Here is a 21,228-nt window from a genome sequence, read left to right on the forward strand (position 1 = left end):
CCCGCTGATAAACACAATCATCCATCAACAAGTCATGCATGTCGGGATAGTAAGTTTAAACTCTTTATCCCGAGGGAAAGCAATTGTATTTGATGTAATTAAAAAGAATGACAACTGGCTAAAATCACTCATATACCATGGTCTTTTAAATGTAATCATGGTGAAAAATGTTCAGATGGATACAACTCCACTTTCACTTAGTGCACACTCATTAATTACAACAGACGGTATTATCAGCATTGAAGACATCCTGCGTGTCGAGACGTTACGCGAGAAAGATCATGATAAAATACGCTTATTTGATGCTAAAGGTAACATACTTTTCTCAGTAGATTACTCAGCGCTTATCAGTGCCGATCTTTTTATTGCTTTAGTTGAACACATGATACAAAACCGTATTCCGGCCTATCATGGCTGAGAGGAAAGGAATTATTCTGTTACTGAATTCGTATAGTCGTTGGGGGTAAACCAATCTGTAGAATCATTGGTTGATAGTCACTCTGTCCTTCAATTCTGCTCGCTAATGTTCTGGCGAGCAAAAAACCTAGCCCAGCACCTAAAATAGCGCCTAGAGCAGTAAAAGCATCGGTAACAAATAAAGCCTGAAATAAACCGCCACCCGCAATCAATCCGGCTAAAGGCGTTAGATAAACCAAAGAAGCAGAACGTAATAAACTCCCCTCACTAATACCGACGTCAACCTTTTGACCAGGTTCAAGCGGTTGCGAGATAGCTATTTGTAATTGGTGCTCCGACTCCGGCCCCAATTCATTTAATAAATGACTACCGCATCCAGTGCGCGCATTGCAACTCCCACAACCAGACTGTGGTTCACAACGCAATAGAGCAACACCATTTTGCCACGAAATAACTGTAGCCCATTCTTTCATCATTTTGTTGATTCCAAAACAATACTGTCAGCGATACGTTTTGCAGTTGTAGGCGGAAGCTCGCCAACTATGGTAATTTCAACATTATTACGAGCTTCAGTATGCACAGTTCTACGACCTTGACGTAAGGATTGCTCTGAAGGCGCATCTTTACCCGCCGGATTTATATTTACTGAAAAACTGAATAACCCATCAGAATATAACCGTGATTCTGTTGGTGCATCCATATTCGGTAATATACGGCGACTGCGTGAAACCTCGGAAACACCTTCCGGCAACCAACGTGGGGCCCAGGTAAAATCAACCTTGGTTTTAGCAGGTAATGCAAGCAATGGCGGTAAAGAGAGCTTTACCATACCTTGCAAAATATCCTGAATAGGTTCACCGATAGCAAAAGAAATCACACGAAATTGCTCAAGTGTTTCACCATCACGATCTAACAAATCTACCCGCATTGGGAGTTTGCTCGTTTCATCCATCCAAATAATATAGCTGTATCGGGTACTGTCACGGGCGACTACCCGAATAACCTGACATGGTCGGTCTGCAATACGGGCACGGCCAAGTGCAATATAGTTATAGTATTTTGACAGCTTTTCAAAATCGGGGAATACGATAGACGGCAATGCATCAACTATATGTTCACCCGCCAGAGTGAAAGCATCGAAACCAGGCTCGAAATAACTTATTTCATTACCACGCTGTAAGATCTCTGTGCGTGGGCCATCCATACGCAGCAATTGCGCAAAGGTTTTTTTATCTAAAATAGCATGTCGATAGCGAAGAGAATCAATCCCTTGCTTATTAACATTAATGTAGGATAGCTCATAGTTGAGCGACTGGCTGGCACTGCTCATTTCCTGCAACATTGCTATCGGCGTCGTTTCCGCCGAAGCAATTGTTGGCATGAACAGGCTGCCCGTCATTAAACAGACGGAGAACCAAAGTTGCTTCATTACTGCTGCTGCATTCCTAAGGACTGAGTTCCGGGAACCTGAATAGCGGCTTGTGTCGATGTTGAAGGCTGCTGCAACACGTCAGTTTGTGGCAAGCGGCGTTGCAATTCAAAATCTTGCAATTGAGTCATCATATTGACTCGCCGACGTTGCTCCTGAACCTGATGCTGTTGAGACGTTCCGAAAGAACCATCAGCAGGCACACCAAAACTTACTGGCGAGGCTTTACCCATCATCGGTAAGGTATTAAATGCAGGTGATTCTGGTTGCAAATTACCTGATTCGGGTTGGTTGTATTGTTGAACCCCAACAATTACCGCTAGAGAAACACACGCGGCAACCCCAACCTGAGTAATCTGGCTGGCCCATGGGCGAACTTTTTGCCAGAAAGGCATTTTCTGCCAGACATGAGGTTGTGGCTGAGATTCAGGCACAGCAATAGGTACAAAACGAGCAGGCTCGTTTTTGAGTGCCTCTGCGACTCGGCTGGCGATATCCAGATGCAAGACTTCACCAACATCCCCCCGCAGGGTATCACGGATTAAATGATAGCTCTGCCAGCTTTGCTGCAATGCTTTATCTTTCGATAAAGAACCAAGCAGCTCACTATCGAGAGTTTCTCCGTCCATCAGAGCGGAAAGCTTTTCTTTCTGCATGCCAAATACCCTTTATGTGTCCGCTTATCGCTGAATTAGCGGCTGAACTTTATTATCGATAGCCTCTCTGGCACGGAAGATACGGGAACGAACAGTACCGACCGGACAGTCCATAATCACAGCTATCTCTTCATAGCTTAGACCATCTAACTCCCTGAGTGTAATCGCCATCCGCAGATCTTCAGGAAGTGACTCTATGGTTTTAAAAACTATCTGCCTCAATTCTTCAGACAACATTAAGTTCTCAGGGTTCGATATTTCTTTCAATGCACCCGCATTTTCGTAATTTTCAGCATCATTTGCATCCACATCACTGGATGGCGGGCGCCGCCCCTGAGCAACTAAGTAATTTTTTGCTGTATTCACAGCAATACGGTAAAGCCACGTATAGAAAGCGCTATCGCCACGAAATGACTCCAATGCACGATAAGCTTTGATAAAAGATTCCTGAACTACATCAGGGACATCACCCTGAGGCACATAGCGGGATACAAGGCTCGCAACCTTATGCTGGTATCGAATTACCAGTAAATTGAACGATTGCTGATCACCTTTCTGGACCCGTTCAACCAGCATCTGATCCGTTAACTGCTCGCTCATCCGAGGTGAACTCTCCCGAAATCTATCCTCACGCTAAAAGTAGTACTGCCAGCCATATCTTTATTTTCCTGAGCAAGCACACGCTTGGAGTTTATAAAAATTGCAAAGTTCCATGTTGCCAGATTATTTGTCTGAATATTCTTTAGACATCTTATAGCCATAGCTTTTGCTCTGGCAGATAGGCTAACATGANTTTCACTCTTCTTCTGCACACATCATACGATATGCAATCATCATCTGAACACGTTAGCGATGTATTGATCATCGGGAGTGGCGCTGCCGGTTTGTCATTGGCTTTACGCCTGGCGCCACATTGTAAAGTAACTGTTCTGAGCAAAGGGCCACTTAATGAAGGTGCCACTTTTTATGCTCAGGGAGGTATTGCTGCCGTTTTTGATGAAACTGACAGCATTAGTTCACATGTCGATGACACCCTGATTGCTGGGGCCGGGCTTTGTGATAAAGACGCCGTAGAGTTTATTGCCAGTAACGCCCGCTCTTGCGTGCAATGGCTTATTGATCAAGGCGTCCTGTTTGATACCGAAACCAATGCCAGCGGCGAAGAACGTTATCACCTTACCCGTGAAGGCGGTCATAGCCATCGCCGTATACTGCATACTGCTGATGCTACAGGTAAAGAAGTAGAAACCACCCTGGTAGGTAAAGCAAGGACCCACCCTAACATTTTAGTGAAAGAACGCTGTAATGCTGTCGATCTTATCACGTCCAATAAAATTGGTCTGACGGGCACTAAACGTGTGGTCGGCGCTTATATCTGGAACCGGGAGCTTGAGAAAGTTGAAACTTTTCGGGCTAAAGCGGTCGTTTTAGCTACCGGTGGTGCCGCCAAAGTTTACCAATATACCACTAACCCTGATATCTCTTCTGGCGATGGTATCGCCATGGCATGGCGTGCTGGGTGTCGTGTCGCTAATTTAGAATTTAACCAATTTCATCCTACCTGCTTGTTCCATCCGCAAGCGCGTAACTTCTTACTGACCGAAGCATTACGTGGCGAAGGTGCTTACCTTAAGCGCCCTGACGGCAGCCGCTTTATGCTTGATTTTGACCCCCGAGGGGAATTGGCCCCGCGTGATATCGTCGCCCGTGCCATAGACCATGAGATGAAGCGCCTCGGTGCTGATTGTATGTATCTGGATATCAGTCATAAACCGACTGATTTCGTGATGCAGCACTTCCCGATGATCTACGAAAAACTACTGTCGCTCGGTATCGATTTGACCAAAGAAGCCATTCCTATCGTACCTGCTGCTCACTATACCTGTGGCGGTGTAATGGTAGACCAACATGGGCGTACTGACCTGGATGGTTTATATGCGATTGGCGAAGTCAGCTATACCGGCTTGCATGGCGCTAACCGCATGGCTTCTAACTCTCTGCTCGAGTGCCTGGTGTATGGCTGGTCTGCCGCTGAAGATATTCTTATGCGCTTGCCACATGCCAAATTGGCGAAACATTTGCCAGACTGGGATGAAAGCCGTGTTGATAACTCTGATGAACGTGTCGTCATTCAGCATAACTGGCATGAACTGCGTTTATTCATGTGGGATTACGTCGGTATTGTGCGCACCACCAAACGCTTAGAGCGCGCTTTACGCCGTATCAATACATTACAGCAGGAGATTGATGAATATTATGCCAACTTCCGTATCTCCAATAATCTGCTGGAATTACGTAACCTCGTGCAGGTCGCTGAGTTAATCGTGCGCTGTGCCATGGAGCGTAAAGAGAGCCGTGGTTTGCATTATACGCTTGATTATCCTGATCAAATAGAGAATCCACAGCCTACCATTCTTCATCCATAATAGCTTTTCAGGGCGCGGTTCACTATCGCGCCCTGCTTATCCTGATTTTTGACTTATCACTACAACCACTTATCACGATAACTAATAGTTGAGATAAAACTCGCTGATCAACTGACAAAACTCAGGGGAATAGACCCCTTCAGATTGACGCAAAGCTAAATGCTGATACTCCGTCTCTCCCATCTGGCGCGATAACGTCAATAACATTCTATTTAGCGGCTTACCAGGACGATCCCTGATGTCTACTTGGCAGTGAACGAACCAGTTTTGTTGAATAGCAAGGCGGGAGAGTTCAATTCCCAAGTCATGAGGTAAAACCACACAAAACGCACCGCTCGGTGTGATAAGCTTCTCAGCACAGTTTAGTAAAGCATCATGCGTTAAGGAGCCGGTGTAACGCGCAGTATCGCGGGCCTCATCCCGGCAGGCGAGCGCCGGAGCAAAATAAGGTGGATTGCTGACAATCAGATCATACTGATGAGGGTGGTTTTCAGCAAACTGGTGCACGTCCTGCTGATAAATACGAACCCGCTCAGCCCAGGGAGATGACGCCGCATTGCTGCTTGCCTGCCGTGCGGCTTCTGGCTCCAGTTCAACGCCATCAATCAATACCTCAGATGTTGAACGTTGAGCAATCATTAGAGCAATAAGTCCACTGCCACAACCGATATCCAACACTTTACGGGCTTTTTCCACCGGCACCCAAGCCCCAAGTAGAACACCATCAGTGCCTACCTTCATCGCACAGCAGTCATGTGCCACAAAGAATTGTTTAAAAGTGAAACCACCACCACGTAACACCGGTTTTTTTTTCAATTGTTCGCCCACATTAGTCACCAGAATCCATAACCGGCGTAGCATAGGACAATATGATTGAAGGGAAAAGACATCATTACCGCTTAAACAGGTGAAGAATTCGGCTAACCCGTCTATAATCGGCGCCCCAAGTAGAGGAAGACCATGACTGTAACCAATTTTTCCGAACTCGATCTCGATGAACGCCTGATTGACGCACTGCGCGACAAAGGCTATGAGCGCCCTACCGCCATTCAAGCTGCGGCTATTCCGCCAGCTATGGATGGGCGCGATGTATTGGGTTCGGCTCCAACAGGTACTGGCAAAACTGCCGCCTTTTTGCTGCCTGCCTTGCAGCATTTGCTCGATTTCCCACGCAAAAAATCTGGCCCGCCACGGATACTGATCCTGACGCCAACCCGTGAATTAGCCATGCAAGTTGCGGATCAAGCCCGTGAATTGGCCAAGCATACACAGCTGGATATCGCCACGATCACCGGCGGTGTGGCTTATATGAACCACGCGGAAGTGTTTAGTGAAAATCAGGATATCGTTGTTGCGACCACTGGCCGCTTGTTGCAATACATCAAAGAAGAGAACTTTGACTGTCGGGCAGTAGAAACCCTGATTCTGGATGAAGCCGACCGTATGCTGGATATGGGCTTTGCGCAGGACATTGAAACCATCGCCGCAGAGACTCGCTGGCGTAAACAAACCTTACTGTTCTCCGCCACGCTTGAAGGTGAAGCTATCCGTGAGTTTGCGGAACGCATCCTGAATGAGCCGGTAGAGTTGGAAGCCGATCCATCTCGTCGCGAACGTAAAAAAATTCAGCAATGGTACTATCGTGCTGACAATATCGAACACAAAACCGCGCTGCTAGTGCATCTGCTCAAGCAACCGGAAGTGCAGAAATCCATCATTTTCGTCAGAACCCGTGAAAAGGTACACCAACTGGTCAGTTGGCTACGTGAGGCCGGAATTAACGCCTGGTTCCTCGAAGGTGAAATGGTTCAGGCGAAGCGCACCGAAGCCGTTATTCGTTTAGGCGATGGCCGGGTTAATGTTCTGGTTGCCACTGATGTGGCTTCACGCGGTCTCGACATCGACGATATCAGTCATGTATTCAACTTTGATCTGCCGCTGACATCTGATGTCTATCTGCACCGTATTGGCCGTACTGGCCGCGCCGGGCGCAAAGGTGTTGCTATCTCATTAGTTGAAGCGCATGACCATCTATTGCTGGGTAAAATTGGCCGTTATCTGAACGAACCATTGAAGCCACGGGTTATTGATGAATTACGCCCGACCAGCAAGGCACCAAGCGAAAAAACCACCGGTAAACCTTCTAAAAAGGTTTTAGCAAAGCGTAAAGAGCTAAAAGAAGCCAGCAAAGAGAAGGTAAAGGTTAAGGTACGTCACCGCGATGCCAAAAATGTTGGTAAGCGGCGTAAGCCAAAGGAAAAACCTGATACCAAGAGTGCTGATTGATTTAGCATTCTTGCGAAAAAGCCGCTTATAACAGCGGCTTTTTTATTATCAGCACGATGGCGACAACCTTACTGTATTTCGCACTCAAGTTGCGTTTTAGCCTATCCGGCTAATATTCTGCTACTGCTGATAAACCTCAGCGAGTTTCTTCCCGCGCAGCCAGGTATTCAATTGCTGGTGTTTTTGTTGCATTTCAGCACTTTGAATATTCAAAGGCGTCATGGCAAAATATTGTTGAAAGGTTGCCCCCTGCTTGTTGCGTAATTCAGGATCAGCACCGGCTTTTAATAGCCGCAATGCCAGATCTGGCGCATTGGTTTTGCCCGCTAAATGCAGTGGTGTATCCCCCATCCGATCAGCCATATTCGGATCGACCCCAGCAACTAACAGCAGGATAACCTGAACTCCGCGCCCCGCCATAACAGCCGCAGCCAATGGCGTCGCCAGTGTTACACTATTGCGCGCATTAGGTTTCATACGGCCTTCAAGTAAAATTTGCAGGTAATGCGCATCTTGCACACTAGCCGCCGTATGCCAGGCGGTATCACCCTGCATGCCCGACTGAAATGGATCAGCATGCTCTTGCAGCAACGCCGCTAAACTTTCTGGCTGTTGGTTGAGAATAGCCCACTGCATCAGGGTTACCGACCGATCACCTTGCTGCTGCAACAACTTTTCATTTGCTAACTGATGGATCTGTTTTACATCTCCGTGGACAATCGCATCAGCGATCGGTATTACAATCGGATCAGTAAAAGCTGTATTAATATCTGTCATCGCCTGCCCCTCAAAACTTATTAATGGCATCAAAACACCGTAGATGGCATAACGCAAATGGCGCCTCACCCTCATTGCCAGTGTCGATTCAGGCATACTGCCGCTCCCAAGGTTGTTGTTCACTCATTGAGCTGATCACTTTATCAATACTGTGTGCCGATAAGCGGCGTTCAAGGTGCTTATGTGGCAGCCAATCATCTATCCCAGTGAGTTTGTCACTATTTGTCAGAGTGATTTTATGGCCTACCGCATCAGGAATTAACCACGTAGATTCCTGTGCATCTGTCAGCAAATCATATTGTTCGCTATAGCAGCGCACACCACCGTTTCCTGCTGAAATCCGTGCTTGAGTGGGGTCCATACCAAGGCGATTTATGGTGTGGTCTGAAACACCCGCGGCATTAAATGTCACCGCAAATGTTCCACTCGCTAATGCTGCGGTCGCCGCCAAACCGCCCCCCAATGAGTGCCCGGTAATCACCAGCGCATCACCAAATGCCATTTTTGCGGTTTTCCCTACAGCAACGGCTTGATTATACTGTACATCATCGTAGCCAGTGGCTTGCCGGATGTTACTTAACCAATCATTTACATCATTGGTACCGGCAAAGGATAAAACATACTGCTGATTATCATGATAAATCCCAGCCTGAAATCCTGAAGCACTATTAAATAAACTCGCCGGATCTATTCCCGCAGCCAGTAACTCACCATCACTCAAACGTGTAAACCCGCCGATGCTACCAGCAGCAGGAGCGTAAACATCTTTAGCGAGTAATGCTAATGAATAGTCCCCTTGCTGTGATCCTTGTCCATTTGATATCGCAACATACTCACTCCCCGTCGCAGCTCCGTTACTTCGTGTCAGGCTAACGTTAGCTTGCATACTATAACAAAGCTCATTACCTGCCAGTGTTGCTGCTGTAAGATGAGTCGGTTGTCCCACTGAAGGCTTGTCTGCGGTGGTGACATCCCTCTTTGGCAGTTCCGATGGGTTCACTTGACTCATTAAACCTACTAATGCAGTAGGCCTAATCAAACTGACAGGTCCACTCATGCCAACTCCTTGTCGAAAGATAATCCAGATAATTAGTTCGGCGTTATGGGTTTATCTATCGACACATCGGATGATGTTCTTAAATGGAAATGATAAGATTTACTTATAAATATAGAGAAGTGTGATCGTTATCAAATTTATCGACCACTAAATAGCAGAGATGAAAAAGGGAGCCGAAGCTCCCTTAGAATTTTTGAATGACTTAAACGTTATGACAAAAATTACAGACTTTCAGTGAAAGTACGAGTAATTACATCACGTTGTTGTTCTGGTGTCAGGGAGTTAAAACGCACTGCATAGCCAGAAACACGAATCGTCAACTGAGGATATTTTTCTGGATTTTTCACTGCATCTTCCAGTGTTTCGCGGCGCAGAACGTTAACGTTCAAATGCTGACCACCTTCAACACGCACAGTAGGCTGCACTTCCAGTGGAACTTCGCGATATTCAATCTGGCCTAACTCACTGGCAGGAACTATCTGATCTTCGGCATAACCCGCTTTAGCGCAAACACAGCGCAGTTCAGATTTTTCATCATCTAACAGCCAAAAAGAGTTCAGTAAGGCTTCATTGTTAGCTTTAGTAATTTGAATACCAGTAATCATTTGGTGCCTCCATAATGCGGATATAAATTCCAAGGGGGAGAAACTATCTTGGTTATTTGGTAAAACCATTGTTGTCTTATTGTTCTGTATACCAGTCAGACCGCCGCAATTCTTTGACTTAAATCAATCTTTCGACCACATCAGTAATAACTCCATCGCCAAATTTATGTTTTATATCAATTTTATCAAAACAACTGACAGCAAATATTTTTGTAAATTTTCAACATTTTTTGCATAAAAAGGTCAAGAAATCATCATTACGTCACAGAGTCAGGTTTAACGGTTTCACTCACCGGTTTGAACCGGTAAGCTAACGCACATCAATACTTTGCAGAAACCAAGGAGAGTGTTTATGTCTGCCTCCCTTACCTGGCACGATGTGATCGGCCTGGAAAAAGAACAGCCTTACTTTAGAGATACGCTGGCCTATGTGGCAGCAGAACGCAGTGCTGGCAAGACTATCTATCCTGCGCAAAAAGATGTATTTAACGCATTCCGCCTGACTGAATTGGATCAGGTTAAAGTGGTTATTTTAGGGCAAGACCCCTACCACGGCCCCAATCAAGCACATGGATTATCATTTTCTGTGTTACCTGGTGTGCCAGCGCCTCCCTCTTTGGTGAACATGTACAAAGAGTTGGCTACCGATATCCCAGGCTTTGAGCGCCCCAATCATGGCTTCTTGCAAAGCTGGGCCGAACAAGGGGTCTTGCTACTCAATACCGTGCTAACCGTTGAAGCAGGTAATGCGCACTCTCATGCTAACCTTGGTTGGGAAACCTTCACTGATAAAGTCATTGCAGCCCTGAATGAACATCGTGATGGGGTGATTTTTATGCTGTGGGGAGCACATGCCCAGAAGAAGGGCCGGATCATTGATACCCAACGCCACTTTATTTTAAAAGCGCCGCACCCATCGCCGCTGTCTGCCCATCGTGGTTTTCTTGGTTGTAAGCACTTTTCACAAGCAAATCAGCTACTGCAACAGCACAATCAACAAGCTATTGATTGGCAACCCAAGCTACCAACAGCAGAATAAAATACCAAGATAGTTAAATAAAAAAAGGCACCCGAAGGTGCCTTTTTCACGTCAGGACACCTTAAGCTTTCGCTTTAGATACCGCAACCATTGCCGGGCGTAGCAAACGGCCATTTAGCGTATAGCCTTTTTGCATCACCATCATCACATGATTTGGTTCATGATCAGCAGATTCAAGCATCGTCATTGCCTGATGAACATCAGGATTAAACGGCACATGGGTATCAGCGACAACCTCAATGCCGAATTTACCTACTGCATCGAGCAGTGATTTCAGCGTCAACTCGACACCTTCAATCATCGAAGTCAGTTCGGTATTGCTTTTATCAGCAGTATCCAGTGCACGTTCCAGATTATCGATCACTGGCAATAATTCAGATGAAAATCTTTCCAGTGCAAACTTATGCGCTTTTTCAACATCCAATTCAGTACGACGACGGATATTCTCAACTTCAGCCTTAGCGCGTAGCAAGCTTTCGCGCTCACGCTGTACGGCTGCAGCCAACTGCGCTTCAAGCTCGGCAACACGCGGATCTACACCTTCACCCGTCTCTTGTGTCGCTTCCACTTGCTGCTCTGCTGCATTTTCCATTTCTTCCGAGACTTGCTCGTTTGGTGTTTTCTGTTCTTTACTACTCATGGATATCTCCGCGTTTTAGCATTAATCTCGCTACTTGGCTTATTATGGGGATCAAAACCGGGGATTCAAGGGAACCGGTCATAATGTGGGGTAAAAGACGCCCCAGTAAGGAAAATCACGGCAATGAATAATAAAAGATTCAATTGTATTGGTATTGTCGGTCACCCACGGCATCCGGCTGCACTTGCCACCCATGAGATGCTCTACCACTGGTTAAACGCCAAAGGTTATGACGTGATGGTTGAACAGCAGATCGCCAAAGATCTAAATTTAACCGATGCCATTACCGGCAGCTTGGCTGACATTGGCCAAAAAGCCGATTTAGCCGTGGTGGTCGGGGGCGATGGCAATATGCTCGGTGCCGCGCGAGTACTCGCTCGCTATGATATCAAAGTCATCGGTGTCAACCGAGGCAATCTGGGCTTTCTGACTGATTTGGACCCGGATAATGCCCAACAACAACTTTCAGATGTACTGGAAGGCGAATATCTAAGCGAACAACGCTTCTTACTAGAAGTACAAGTGACTCGTACCAATCAGCAAAGCCGCATCAGCACAGCAATCAATGAAGTGGTTTTGCATCCGGGTAAAGTGGCACATATGATTGAATTCGAAGTGTATATCGATAACCGCTTCGCTTTTTCTCAACGTTCAGACGGCCTGATCATTGCCACCCCTACCGGCTCGACGGCTTATTCGCTCTCGGCAGGTGGCCCAATCCTCACCCCCACCCTGGACGCCATCGTATTGGTCCCGATGTTCCCACACACTCTAACCGCCAGACCTCTGGTCATTAATAGTAGCAGCACCATCCGATTGAAGTTTTCGCAAATCACCAGCGACCTGGAAATAAGCTGTGATAGCCAGATAGCACTACCGATTCAGGAGGGTGAAGAAGTATTAATTCGCCGTAGTGATTTTCACCTTAATCTTATTCATCCAAAGGACTACAGTTATTTCAATACGTTAAGTACAAAATTAGGCTGGTCGAAAAAATTATTCTAAAAAGTGCCGCAAGGACTTTACTGTATATAAAACCAGTTTATACTGTATTCAAATACAGCTATGTGTTTATGTACAGGAGATTTACCATGCTGGCCCAATTAACCATCAGTAATTTTGCAATTGTGCGTGAGTTAGAAATCGATTTTCAACCCGGGATGACAGCAATTACTGGCGAAACAGGGGCAGGTAAATCTATCGCCATAGATGCATTGGGGTTATGCCTTGGTAGCCGCTCAGATGGCAGCATGGTGCGTTTAGGTGCAACGCGTGCTGATATTTGTGCTCGCTTTTCACTGACAGACACCCCATCGGCCCGACAGTGGTTGGAAAACAACCATCTTGATGACAGCAATGAATGCCTATTGCGGCGGGCTATTGGAACCGATGGCCGCTCAAGAGGCTTTATTAATGGTACGGCAGTCCCCCTGTCACAACTGCGAGAGTTAGGCCAACATCTCATCCAGATTCACGGCCAACATGCCCATCAGTTGCTATTAAGACCAGATCATCAAAAACAGCTATTAGATGCCTACGCAGACCAGTCTGCTTTGCTGAGCGAAATGAAAGCAGCCTATCAAATCTGGCACCAAAGCTGCCGGGCACTGGCACTCCATCAACAGCAATCTCTGGAACGTAACGCCCGAAAGGAATTACTGCAATATCAGTTGAAAGAACTAAATTCATTTGTCCCACAAGCGGGGGAATATGAACAAATTGATATCGAATATAAGCGTTTGGCAAACAGTGGGCAGTTGTTGTCACTCAGCCAACAAGCCTTACAATTGCTGTCGGATGATGAACAGAATAACATTCTTAGCCAGCTCTTCTCAGCCAAACACCAGTTAACCGAACTGGCTGGCATGGATGAACAATTTAATAATTTATTAAATATGCTAGAAGAGGCTTCTATCCAAATCAGTGAAGCCAGTGATGAGCTACGCCACTATGCGGAGCAATTTGATATGGACCCTAACCGTTTGTATGAATTGGAACAACGGTTATCTCGTCAATTAAATCTGGCCCGTAAACACCATGTAGCACCAGAAGAGTTACCCTTGTTTCATCAGCAATTGCTGGATGAGCAAGAACAGCTGTCACGGCAAGAAAACGGCCATGAGCAACTCAGCCACGCGGTAAATACTCACTATCAACACGCGTTAGAGATAGCTAACCGGTTGCATCAAGAACGTCAGCATTATGCTGATGAATTGGCCGCGCTAATTACCGAAAGCATGCATGAATTATCAATGCCACATGGCCAATTCACGATTGACACCCATTTTGAGCCAGAGCACCTCAGTGCTGAAGGGGCGACCCGCATTGAGTTCTGCGTCACTACCAACCCAGGTCAACCGCTACAAGCACTGGCCAAAGTCGCCTCCGGTGGTGAACTGTCTCGCATCGCATTGGCGATTCAGGTGATTACAGCGCGTAAAATGGACACTCCTGCGCTTATCTTCGATGAAGTTGATGTTGGTATCAGTGGGCCAACGGCAGCCATAGTGGGCCGCCTGTTGCGTCAGCTTGGTGAATCGACTCAGGTTATGTGTGTGACCCACCTTCCACAAGTTGCGGGTTGTGGCCATCAACATTTCTTTGTGAGTAAACAAACCGATGGCACTGAAACCGAAACCCATATGCATCGGCTAGATAAAAAAGCCCGCTTGCAAGAGTTGGCGCGCCTTCTGGGCGGCAGTGAAGTGACGAAAAACACCTTGGCAAATGCAAAAGAATTGCTCGCAGCATAGAAAAGATTAACTTTTTTCCTTTCCAGAGGTCATACAGGTGCCCTGTAAAGGTTTCCAACTGCTGCAAGGTCTATTATCATCGTCATCCTACGCCCTAAAGGAATGTGATTACTATGCGCTGTAAAATGCTGACTGCCGCCGCTGTGATGCTTGCAATGCTTACTGCGGGTTGTTCAACGCTGGAGAAGGTGGTCTACCGGCCTGATATTAATCAGGGTAACTATTTATCACCTAATGACGCGTCCAAAATTCATAAAGGTATGACCCAGCAACAAGTGGCATATACCTTAGGCACACCAATGCTACAGGACCCGTTTGGCACTAAAACCTGGTTCTATGTGTTCCGCCAACAACCTGGCCACCAGAAAGTAACACAACAGACGTTGACGTTGACCTTTGATAGCAGCGGCGTGCTGACTGATATCAAAAACGAACCAACATTAGCAGGAAATTAATTTATCCGAAGATTGCAGAGCAGATGAAGGGAACGAATACTGATTATGGTTTTAGGCAACAAGCCGCCTAATACTTATGCAACCATAGGATGGCGTACGCTTTTTCTTCGATAGCAGTTCAGGGCTACAATAAAAATAAGGCACAGACGGTGCCTTATTTTTTTGCCTGTTCGGCGCGTTGTCGGCGTAACTCTTTAGGGTCTGCGCTCAGAGGGCGATAAATCTCAACACGATCACCCGTGTTAAGCTTATCTCCCAGCTTTACCGGGCGGCTGTAAACACCCACTTTATTTTTTGTCAGATCAATATCTGATCGTAACTCAAGTAAACCTGATGCTTTGATAGCATCCTCAACAGTACTGCCAGCCTCAAGTGAAACAGTGCGCAAATATTGGCGTTCAGGCAAGGCATAAACCACCTCAACGCGAATCTCAGACACTGTATACCTCTTTAGCACGTTGAGTGAACGCCTGCACCATATTGCCAGCTAATTCCTTGAATATTTTACCAAAAGCCAACTCAATCAGCTTATTGGTAAATTCAAAATCCAGGTGCAGTTCAACTTTACAAGCATCTGCACTTAATGGGGTAAAATGCCATCCGCCCATTAATTTCCGAAATGGCCCATCTACCAATTGCATATTAATGCTCTGGTTATCAGTCAATGTATTGCGTGTAGTAAACGTTTTACTGATACCAGCCTTGGCGACATCGACTGCGGCCGTCATTTCATTCTCAGTAACATCAAGCACCCGGCTGCCGGTGCAACCAGGCAAAAATTCTGGATAAGAGCGAACATCATTAACCAGTTGATACATCTGTTCTACGCTAAACGGAACCAACGCAGAGCGGCTAATCTGTGGCATAACATTTCCTGTGAGACATAAAACGCGCTGATAATACCATTTATCTACCGCCAGACAAAAAATCTGCTAGGCATTCTACGCAACAAATGAGACAAAATGCACAGGCATCCTGCGGGAAAGGATTTCATTCGCCTCCGCATACAGTATAATGATCAATACTATGACAAAGAAAAAAGCATACAAACCCGGTTCCGCAACCATTGCGCAAAATAAACGAGCCCGCCATGAATACTTCATTGAAGAAGAGTTCGAAGCGGGTCTTGCGCTGCAAGGTTGGGAAGTAAAATCTCTGCGTGCTGGCAAAGCCAACATTAGTGATAGCTACGTAACCTTTAGAAATGGCGAAGCCTTCTTGTTTGGCGCCACCATTACGCCGTTGAACGTTGCGTCGACTCATGTTGTCTGCGAGCCAATGCGTACCCGTAAACTGCTGCTAAACAAACGCGAGCTGGATTCGCTGCTCGGTAAAGTTAATCGCGACGGTTTTACCGTAGTTGCCCTTTCCGTATATTGGAAAAATGCCTGGGTTAAAGTTAAAATCGGTGTCGCAAAAGGTAAGAAAGATCACGATAAACGTGATGACATCAAAGATCGTGAATGGCAGGTCGATAAAGCCAGAATAATGAAACACGCTAACCGTTAAGTCTCTGGCTTATCAGCGTATAGTTCTGGTATACTATAGAAGTTCTTTGGGGCTGATTCTGGATTCGACGGGATTCGCGAAACCCAAGGTGCATGCCGAGGTGCGGAGGCCTCGTAAAAAACCGCAAAAAAAATAATTGCAANCGACTCGCAATACGAATCTGCTGCTTTAGCAGCTTAATCAGCCTAAGAAACTGAAGGTTCCCTCTCTCCCTAGCCTCCGCTCTTAGGACGGGGATCAAGAGAGGTCAAACCCAAAAGAGCTCGTGTGGAAACCTTGCCTGGGGTTGAAGCATTAAAACTAATCAGGATAGTTTGTTAGTGGCGTGTCCGTCCGCAGCTAACCGGCGAATGTAATGACTGGACTAAGCATGTAGTGCCGACGGCGTAGTAATTTCGGACGGGGGTTCAAATCCCCCCAGCTCCACCACTTTTGATAGGACAGTGACCGGACAGTATCATATAAACCAGTAACTTATGATAAATGACCGGACCAAGCACTGACCTAGTTTGGACCAAAAAGGATACGTAAAAGATACTCGGCTCCTTTGAAGATTAAAAAGCCTCTGCTAACCCAGAGGTTTTTTTTCGCCTATAGATCGCCGTCATGGGGTGTCGGAGGTTCAAATCCTCTCATGCCGACCAAACATCCCAAAGAAAACCAATCCTTTAGGGTTGGTTTTTTTATGTCTTAAATTTGTGGCAGGGAAATTTAGGGGAAAGCCAAGGGAAAAACTCCATCATTTATTTTGCATAATCGCCGATCCATTTAACGACTATAATTACCCCACATCCTACTTCTGAGGTTGTGCCATGTGTGGTCGTTTCACTCAAATTAAAACCCGTTATGATTACCTTGAATTTCTTGCATCTGAATTAGAATTCAACGGTGCTCTCGATCCCGTTCCTATTGGCAGATACAACGTTGCAGCAGGTACCCGCGTTCTGATTCTCAATCAGCGTGAGGATGAACTGCATCTCGATCCGCTAATGTGGGGCTATGGCCCTGAATGGTGGCGGCAAATGGGTCGTGCGCCGGTCATCAATGCTCGAGTAGAAACAGCTGCGGAAAGTCGGATGTTTAAACCATTATGGCACCACGGTCGTAGCCTGGTGATGGCTGATGGCTGGTACGAATGGAAGAAATCGCCGGAAGATCCGAAAATAAAGCAGCCGTGGTTTATCTACCATGAGAACCAAACGCCTATCTTCTTTGCCGCGATAAGCCGGTTCCATCCTGATGAAACCGAATCGCCAGAGGATGATGGTTTTGTGATAGTAACTGCGGACAGTGATTCGGGATTGGTGGACATTCATGATCGGCGCCCTGTCGTCTTACCACCAGATGCCGCTCGTGAATGGATGAATCCGGATACTTCACCAGAAAGAGCAAAGGAGATTGCTTTGGAAGCGCTGACGTCAGCAGAAGAGTTCGACTGGCATCCAGTGATAAAGAAAGTAGGCAACATTCGTAATAATGGCCCTGAACTTATCGAGCCGTTGGACGCTCTCTTTCATCATTCACCTGACAATAGGTAGCTCAGACCAGCGAGTCGTGTAAACTGGCGATAGCATCTCACGTTTCATCTGCCATGCTTTCTGTATGCCTTGTCCGGCAAACCACACCTTTCCTTTGCCTTACCTATTAATATCGTCAGCGCTGCACTGTTAATTTTTGGCTGATTATCATCAAATAATCCTAATTGAGCGATGCCCTGGCTGTAGAAATCACCTAGCATTACCCCGCCATTTTGATAACGATAGCATTTCCTATATCGCTGATAATATGGAATCAGGCTGGTTCTGCTGTAAACCGATAACCGGTAGTATCACTGCTGAAAAAACTAAATTTTATGCCATTAAAAATGGTTGAGCTTGGTTCATTATCTTTTGTGCTGCTCTTATTCATTGCCATCAGTTTCATCATTATTATTCCTGGCTCACCCGTTTTCATCGTATTTTCTCCCAGCGTGGCGGAGAAAGCAGAAACAACCGCAGCGCCAATATCCATGCCATCCTGGGCAGTCCCATCGCCGCTTGTTATCAGGATTATCTCTGATAATTTTTGACTGGGTTTGTCGATCGTTCCCACAATAACCAAATGATCATTAAAGGCATAATTGAACGTATTGTTAACGCCATTTTTTTTAAAATTAATTTTTAGTCTAAGCGAACTATTAGACGTTTCTAAGTTGGCATTCATTCTTTTTTCAAAAATGTCCGGGCTAATACCCAACGTCTTTATACTTTTATTATCAGGGTTGCGAGGTTCCTCTATAAGCACTTGAGGCGCGATTAATTTGGTCTTTTCTTCATGCTTATCAATTGTTTTTTCTGGCATAGTCGTTGTGACGGATGAGCGAGAGTTGGCTGATGTCAATATTGTCTCTTCCGGTATCGGGATTACCACAATAATCAAAAAGGTAAAAGCAACAACAGCACCAACAATAATCCCAATTTTTTTACTCACCCAGTTTCGATACCCTTTATGAATCAAATATTTTGATGAAAATTTAGCAATAATCACCCAGATAACTAACGTTGACATTAGCATTAATAGTTCTTTCATTTAAACTCCATTCGCTATTGTTTTATTTTAATCTGTTTACCACCCTGAATATCTAAGGTGGATTTTATTTTTAATTAGCTAAGCATTTAAGTCTGTTTCGTTGTTTGGAAAGTGGTCAATAGCTCGTTTAATCATCAGTGTAAAACTATCACTGATCGGTATGATTCATGGAAGTAGCCCAATGGCGGATCATGAAAATGAAACAGTTCTGGCGCGTTAATGATGCTGGGCCAGTAAAAGTTACACTGTAGCTTTTTAGGCCGCTAACAGATAAAATTGTTCCGACGGTGATAAAGCCGCCCCAGCGGGATGCTGAATTAACTCTTTGCGTATCATGTACACTAACTCAATGTCCGCCAATATCGTCTGCGCCCGCCAAAATGATTTTAATCCCAACATCTGTCGTATCCATCGTTTGATATTTCGATGGTCTTGCTCAATCAGATTATTCAGATACTTGTTCTGCCTAATAGTGATAGTTTCATCTTCTGCTTGATCTCCTGTTAAGCACGGACAGTGCCACTGTGTTAGCATCACTTTTATCGAGAGTCACAACCTCAGGTTCGCCCTAGTGACTGATGGCCTTGCGAAAGAAACGCAGGGCTGATACTGCGTCCCGTTTGACGATCAATAGAAAGTCAATGGTCTGGCCGTTGGAGTCCACGACTCGGTACCGGTATTTACCCCGGCCTCTGATTTTGATGTAGATCTTGTCCATTCACCAGCGACGACCCACTGACCGTTTATTCCGACGAAAAGCCTTATCCAGTAGCGATGCCAGGCGGATAACCCAAAGGTGAAGCGTGAAACGATCAACGATAATACCGAGATCTGCCATCATCTCCTCCAAATTGCGCAGGCTCAGGGATAAACCAAATGCCAGTGAACACATTTCGCAATAATATCAATCGGGTAGTGCAAACGTTTCGGATCAGAAACATGAGCAGGTAACATCACAAAAAAACAGCATGTTACCTAACAATGCCTTAATGCGACAGAGCCATTTAGTCCCCGCTATATGAAGAAAACCTATTCTGTCTCGTTAATGGCGTTTACTGAAAGTTACAGATACCAAATACTTTAAAAAATAAAGCCCCTTGACTTGATATACATGATCAAGAAGCTATAAAAATTTAATCTGGCGTTACTCTCAACGCAATGCCTCAAGAATATCATACGCTGCTTGCACGCGAACAGGGTTAGGGTAGTTCTTGTTAGCCAACATCACTATGCCAATATTCTCTTCTGGGATGAAAACAATATAGGCTCCAAAGCCATTGGTAGCTCCGGTCTTATGCACCCAGGATGCCTGTATCGCAGGTTGTACTGGCTCCAATACCTTAACCTTACGTGGTTTCAAAGCGATATCATTACCACTATCAGCAACGACTCTCTGCGGATTGATAGGCCAGTTATACATTTCCCATCCTAACCCCTGGAACATCTCTTGCGCCTGGAAATAACGTGACTGGGATGCAATGATCGCTTTCTTTAACTTATCGTTTTCAGCGGGTAAGCTGCCGAGATCCATATTGGCCTGCATAAATCTCACCATATCTTTCGTGGTGGATTTCACCCCATAAGCTTCCTCACCCAGCATGCCCAACGTGACGCGTACCGGCTGACCATCTTGATATCCCCACGCATAGTTTGGCAGCATCGATTCTGGGACAGTGATAAAAGTATGATTCAGTTTTAAAGGTTGGAATACATACTTCGCCATGTAGTTTTCGAATGTTAACTGACTTCTTTTTATCGCTAGGGCACCGAATAAACCAATGCTGGCATTGGAGTAGTTGCGCATCTCGCCGGGAGCCCATTGTGGCTGCCATTGTTGATAATATTGCCATAATGATTTCTGGTCGGTAACTGAATCAGGGAGTTGAAGAGGAAGTCCCCCCGCAGTGTACGTCGCCAAATGCAACATTTTCACATTTTTCCACTGACTACCTGTTAGCTCAGGAGCATATTTCGTCACGGGATCATTAAGGTCCATAATACCAGTTTGCACGGCATACTCCCCGGCAACTCCGGTAAAGGTCTTACTCACCGAACCGAGCTCAAACAAGGTATTTTCGTTTACCTGACGGCCAGTTTTAATATCGGCGACGCCATAGTTAAAAAATTGCGGTTTTCCGTCATAAAATACAGCGACGGCCATCCCTGGAATATTCTGCTTTTCGAGTATAGGAGTGATGGTTTTATTGACGACCGCTGCCACCTGCTGTTCCGTGAGTATGGTTTGTGCCGAGGAATAAAGTGAGGAGCCTGCAATAGCGGTAAAGACCAACGTGTTGAATATATTCGCTTTCTTCATAGGGGATCGTCCTTAACTTGATAAATGACATGCAGTGTGACTCTTCCTGCATCACAAATCCTGCACTGATCGACTAGGAATAGCAATCGATCATATTTAACATCCCTAAAAGAAAAACCCAACAAACAAGTCCATATTCCGTAACTTTATTAAGTTAAATTCACTCCGCATTTTCGAAACCAACCTGCACGAATATTATCAACCACGCAAAGAAGGTAACCATCTGGTTTTTCCCATCTATCTTCCGGAGGATTTTCACGCACCTTTTGTTGAACCATCCACTGCGAACGGACA

The 21,228-nt window shown here is 45.7% G+C and carries 21 protein-coding genes, 1 other RNA gene and 3 pseudogenes; 10 read left to right on the forward strand and 15 right to left on the reverse strand.

The window, feature by feature from the left end:
• Positions 1-418: pseudogene (locus V1952_RS10575) on the forward strand (hypothetical protein); the annotation flags it as partial.
• A 19-nt stretch (positions 419-437) separates the two neighbouring features.
• Here V1952_RS10575 and rseC read toward each other — a convergent pair.
• From rseC to rpoE, 4 genes are read right to left on the reverse strand one after another with little or no spacing between them, the layout of a single operon-like run.
• The gene (rseC, locus tag V1952_RS10580; RefSeq protein WP_420074722.1) at positions 438-893 is read right to left on the reverse strand and encodes a SoxR-reducing system protein RseC; all 456 of its coding nucleotides are present in this window, start codon (positions 891-893) and stop codon (positions 438-440) included.
• The gene (gene rseB / locus V1952_RS10585) at positions 890-1,846 is read right to left on the reverse strand and encodes a sigma-E factor regulatory protein RseB (protein WP_420074723.1); all 957 of its coding nucleotides are present in this window, start codon (positions 1,844-1,846) and stop codon (positions 890-892) included. Before rseB ends, rseC begins: the two co-directional genes overlap by 4 nt.
• Complete coding sequence (gene rseA / locus V1952_RS10590) at positions 1,846-2,502, reverse strand: anti-sigma-E factor RseA (RefSeq protein ID WP_083163122.1); 657 nt, start codon at positions 2,500-2,502, stop codon at positions 1,846-1,848. The genes rseB and rseA overlap by 1 nt, the downstream gene beginning before the upstream one ends.
• Before the next feature lie 24 nt (positions 2,503-2,526).
• Positions 2,527-3,102, reverse strand: coding sequence for an RNA polymerase sigma factor RpoE (gene rpoE / locus V1952_RS10595; protein ID WP_005159396.1), 576 nt, complete (start codon positions 3,100-3,102; stop codon positions 2,527-2,529).
• A gap of 224 nt (positions 3,103-3,326) precedes the next feature.
• Here rpoE and nadB point away from each other — a divergent pair, with 224 nt between their 5' ends.
• Positions 3,327-4,928 (forward strand): L-aspartate oxidase, encoded by a 1,602-nt coding sequence (nadB, locus tag V1952_RS10600; RefSeq protein WP_193784795.1) that lies wholly within the window; start codon positions 3,327-3,329, stop codon positions 4,926-4,928.
• 81 nt (positions 4,929-5,009) lie between these two features.
• Here the strand turns inward: nadB and trmN are convergent, their stop codons facing one another.
• On the reverse strand, positions 5,010-5,756 hold the full coding sequence (gene trmN, locus V1952_RS10605; protein WP_420074728.1) for a tRNA(1)(Val) (adenine(37)-N(6))-methyltransferase TrmN: 747 nt from the start codon (positions 5,754-5,756) through the stop codon (positions 5,010-5,012).
• A 132-nt stretch (positions 5,757-5,888) separates the two neighbouring features.
• Between trmN and srmB the strand changes: the two genes are divergently transcribed.
• Positions 5,889-7,214, forward strand: a complete 1,326-nt coding sequence (srmB, locus tag V1952_RS10610; protein WP_005188653.1) for an ATP-dependent RNA helicase SrmB — start codon at positions 5,889-5,891, stop codon at positions 7,212-7,214.
• A 120-nt stretch (positions 7,215-7,334) separates the two neighbouring features.
• Here srmB and V1952_RS10615 read toward each other — a convergent pair whose 3' ends face one another.
• The 3 genes from V1952_RS10615 to grcA all read right to left on the reverse strand — a co-directional run bounded on the left by V1952_RS10615 (position 7,335) and on the right by grcA (position 9,653).
• Entirely contained in the window at positions 7,335-7,991 is a 657-nt protein-coding gene (locus tag V1952_RS10615; protein ID WP_372559941.1) for an ankyrin repeat domain-containing protein, read from the reverse strand.
• A gap of 88 nt (positions 7,992-8,079) precedes the next feature.
• Positions 8,080-9,048 carry a phospholipase gene (locus V1952_RS10620; protein WP_420074724.1) on the reverse strand — a complete coding sequence of 323 codons (969 nt, stop codon included), beginning with the start codon at positions 9,046-9,048 and terminating at the stop codon, positions 8,080-8,082.
• 221 nt (positions 9,049-9,269) lie between these two features.
• Positions 9,270-9,653 carry an autonomous glycyl radical cofactor GrcA gene (grcA, locus tag V1952_RS10625; protein WP_005188661.1) on the reverse strand — a complete coding sequence of 128 codons (384 nt, stop codon included), beginning with the start codon at positions 9,651-9,653 and terminating at the stop codon, positions 9,270-9,272.
• A 352-nt stretch (positions 9,654-10,005) separates the two neighbouring features.
• On the opposite strand from grcA, the gene ung reads away from it, so the two are divergent.
• The gene (ung, locus tag V1952_RS10630; RefSeq protein ID WP_372559700.1) at positions 10,006-10,692 is read left to right on the forward strand and encodes a uracil-DNA glycosylase; all 687 of its coding nucleotides are present in this window, start codon (positions 10,006-10,008) and stop codon (positions 10,690-10,692) included.
• 61 nt (positions 10,693-10,753) lie between these two features.
• On the opposite strand, the gene grpE is transcribed toward ung, so the two are convergent.
• Positions 10,754-11,332, reverse strand: a complete 579-nt coding sequence (gene grpE / locus V1952_RS10635) for a nucleotide exchange factor GrpE (protein WP_372559701.1) — start codon at positions 11,330-11,332, stop codon at positions 10,754-10,756.
• Between the two features lie 123 nt (positions 11,333-11,455).
• Here grpE and nadK point away from each other — a divergent pair, with 123 nt between their 5' ends.
• The 3 genes from nadK (at position 11,456) to bamE (ending at position 14,540) form a co-directional block, all read left to right on the forward strand.
• On the forward strand, positions 11,456-12,337 hold the full coding sequence (nadK, locus tag V1952_RS10640) for an NAD(+) kinase (RefSeq protein WP_083163112.1): 882 nt from the start codon (positions 11,456-11,458) through the stop codon (positions 12,335-12,337).
• An 86-nt stretch (positions 12,338-12,423) separates the two neighbouring features.
• A complete protein-coding gene (recN, locus tag V1952_RS10645; RefSeq protein WP_420074725.1) occupies positions 12,424-14,085 on the forward strand; it encodes a DNA repair protein RecN in 1,662 nt (553 codons plus the stop codon).
• A 113-nt stretch (positions 14,086-14,198) separates the two neighbouring features.
• Positions 14,199-14,540, forward strand: coding sequence for an outer membrane protein assembly factor BamE (bamE, locus tag V1952_RS10650; RefSeq protein ID WP_083163108.1), 342 nt, complete (start codon positions 14,199-14,201; stop codon positions 14,538-14,540).
• A gap of 154 nt (positions 14,541-14,694) precedes the next feature.
• Here bamE and V1952_RS10655 read toward each other — a convergent pair whose 3' ends face one another.
• On the reverse strand, positions 14,695-14,979 hold the full coding sequence (locus V1952_RS10655; protein WP_032907001.1) for an RnfH family protein: 285 nt from the start codon (positions 14,977-14,979) through the stop codon (positions 14,695-14,697).
• Positions 14,972-15,406, reverse strand: coding sequence for a type II toxin-antitoxin system RatA family toxin (locus V1952_RS10660; protein ID WP_005188672.1), 435 nt, complete (start codon positions 15,404-15,406; stop codon positions 14,972-14,974). Before V1952_RS10660 ends, V1952_RS10655 begins: the two co-directional genes overlap by 8 nt.
• Before the next feature lie 160 nt (positions 15,407-15,566).
• Between V1952_RS10660 and smpB the strand changes: the two genes are divergently transcribed.
• The 3 genes from smpB to V1952_RS10675 all read left to right on the forward strand — a co-directional run bounded on the left by smpB (position 15,567) and on the right by V1952_RS10675 (position 17,587).
• Positions 15,567-16,049, forward strand: a complete 483-nt coding sequence (gene smpB, locus V1952_RS10665; RefSeq protein WP_049608454.1) for an SsrA-binding protein SmpB — start codon at positions 15,567-15,569, stop codon at positions 16,047-16,049.
• A 48-nt stretch (positions 16,050-16,097) separates the two neighbouring features.
• Positions 16,098-16,478: a transfer-messenger RNA gene (gene ssrA, locus V1952_RS10670) on the forward strand.
• A 383-nt stretch (positions 16,479-16,861) separates the two neighbouring features.
• A complete protein-coding gene (locus tag V1952_RS10675) occupies positions 16,862-17,587 on the forward strand; it encodes an SOS response-associated peptidase family protein (RefSeq protein WP_420074726.1) in 726 nt (241 codons plus the stop codon).
• Here the strand turns inward: V1952_RS10675 and V1952_RS10680 are convergent.
• From V1952_RS10680 to ampC, 4 genes and pseudogenes are all read right to left on the reverse strand, one after another.
• Positions 17,570-17,811 (reverse strand): annotated as a pseudogene (locus V1952_RS10680) (DUF4113 domain-containing protein); the annotation flags it as partial. The gene V1952_RS10675 and the pseudogene V1952_RS10680 sit on opposite strands and share 18 nt — an antisense overlap.
• Positions 17,812-17,840: 29 nt before the next feature.
• Complete coding sequence (locus V1952_RS10685; protein WP_420074727.1) at positions 17,841-18,617, reverse strand: hypothetical protein; 777 nt, start codon at positions 18,615-18,617, stop codon at positions 17,841-17,843.
• A gap of 255 nt (positions 18,618-18,872) precedes the next feature.
• A pseudogene (locus V1952_RS10690) lies at positions 18,873-19,571 on the reverse strand (IS6 family transposase).
• Between the two features lie 196 nt (positions 19,572-19,767).
• Positions 19,768-20,934, reverse strand: coding sequence for a class C beta-lactamase (gene ampC / locus V1952_RS10695; RefSeq protein WP_420073950.1), 1,167 nt, complete (start codon positions 20,932-20,934; stop codon positions 19,768-19,770).
• Between the last annotated feature and the right edge of the window lie 294 nt (positions 20,935-21,228).

Origin of the sequence: Yersinia sp. 2542 StPb PI (genome assembly GCF_048593855.1) — a bacterium.
In the GTDB taxonomy this organism is placed as follows: Bacteria; Pseudomonadota; Gammaproteobacteria; order Enterobacterales; family Enterobacteriaceae; genus Yersinia; species Yersinia enterocolitica_E.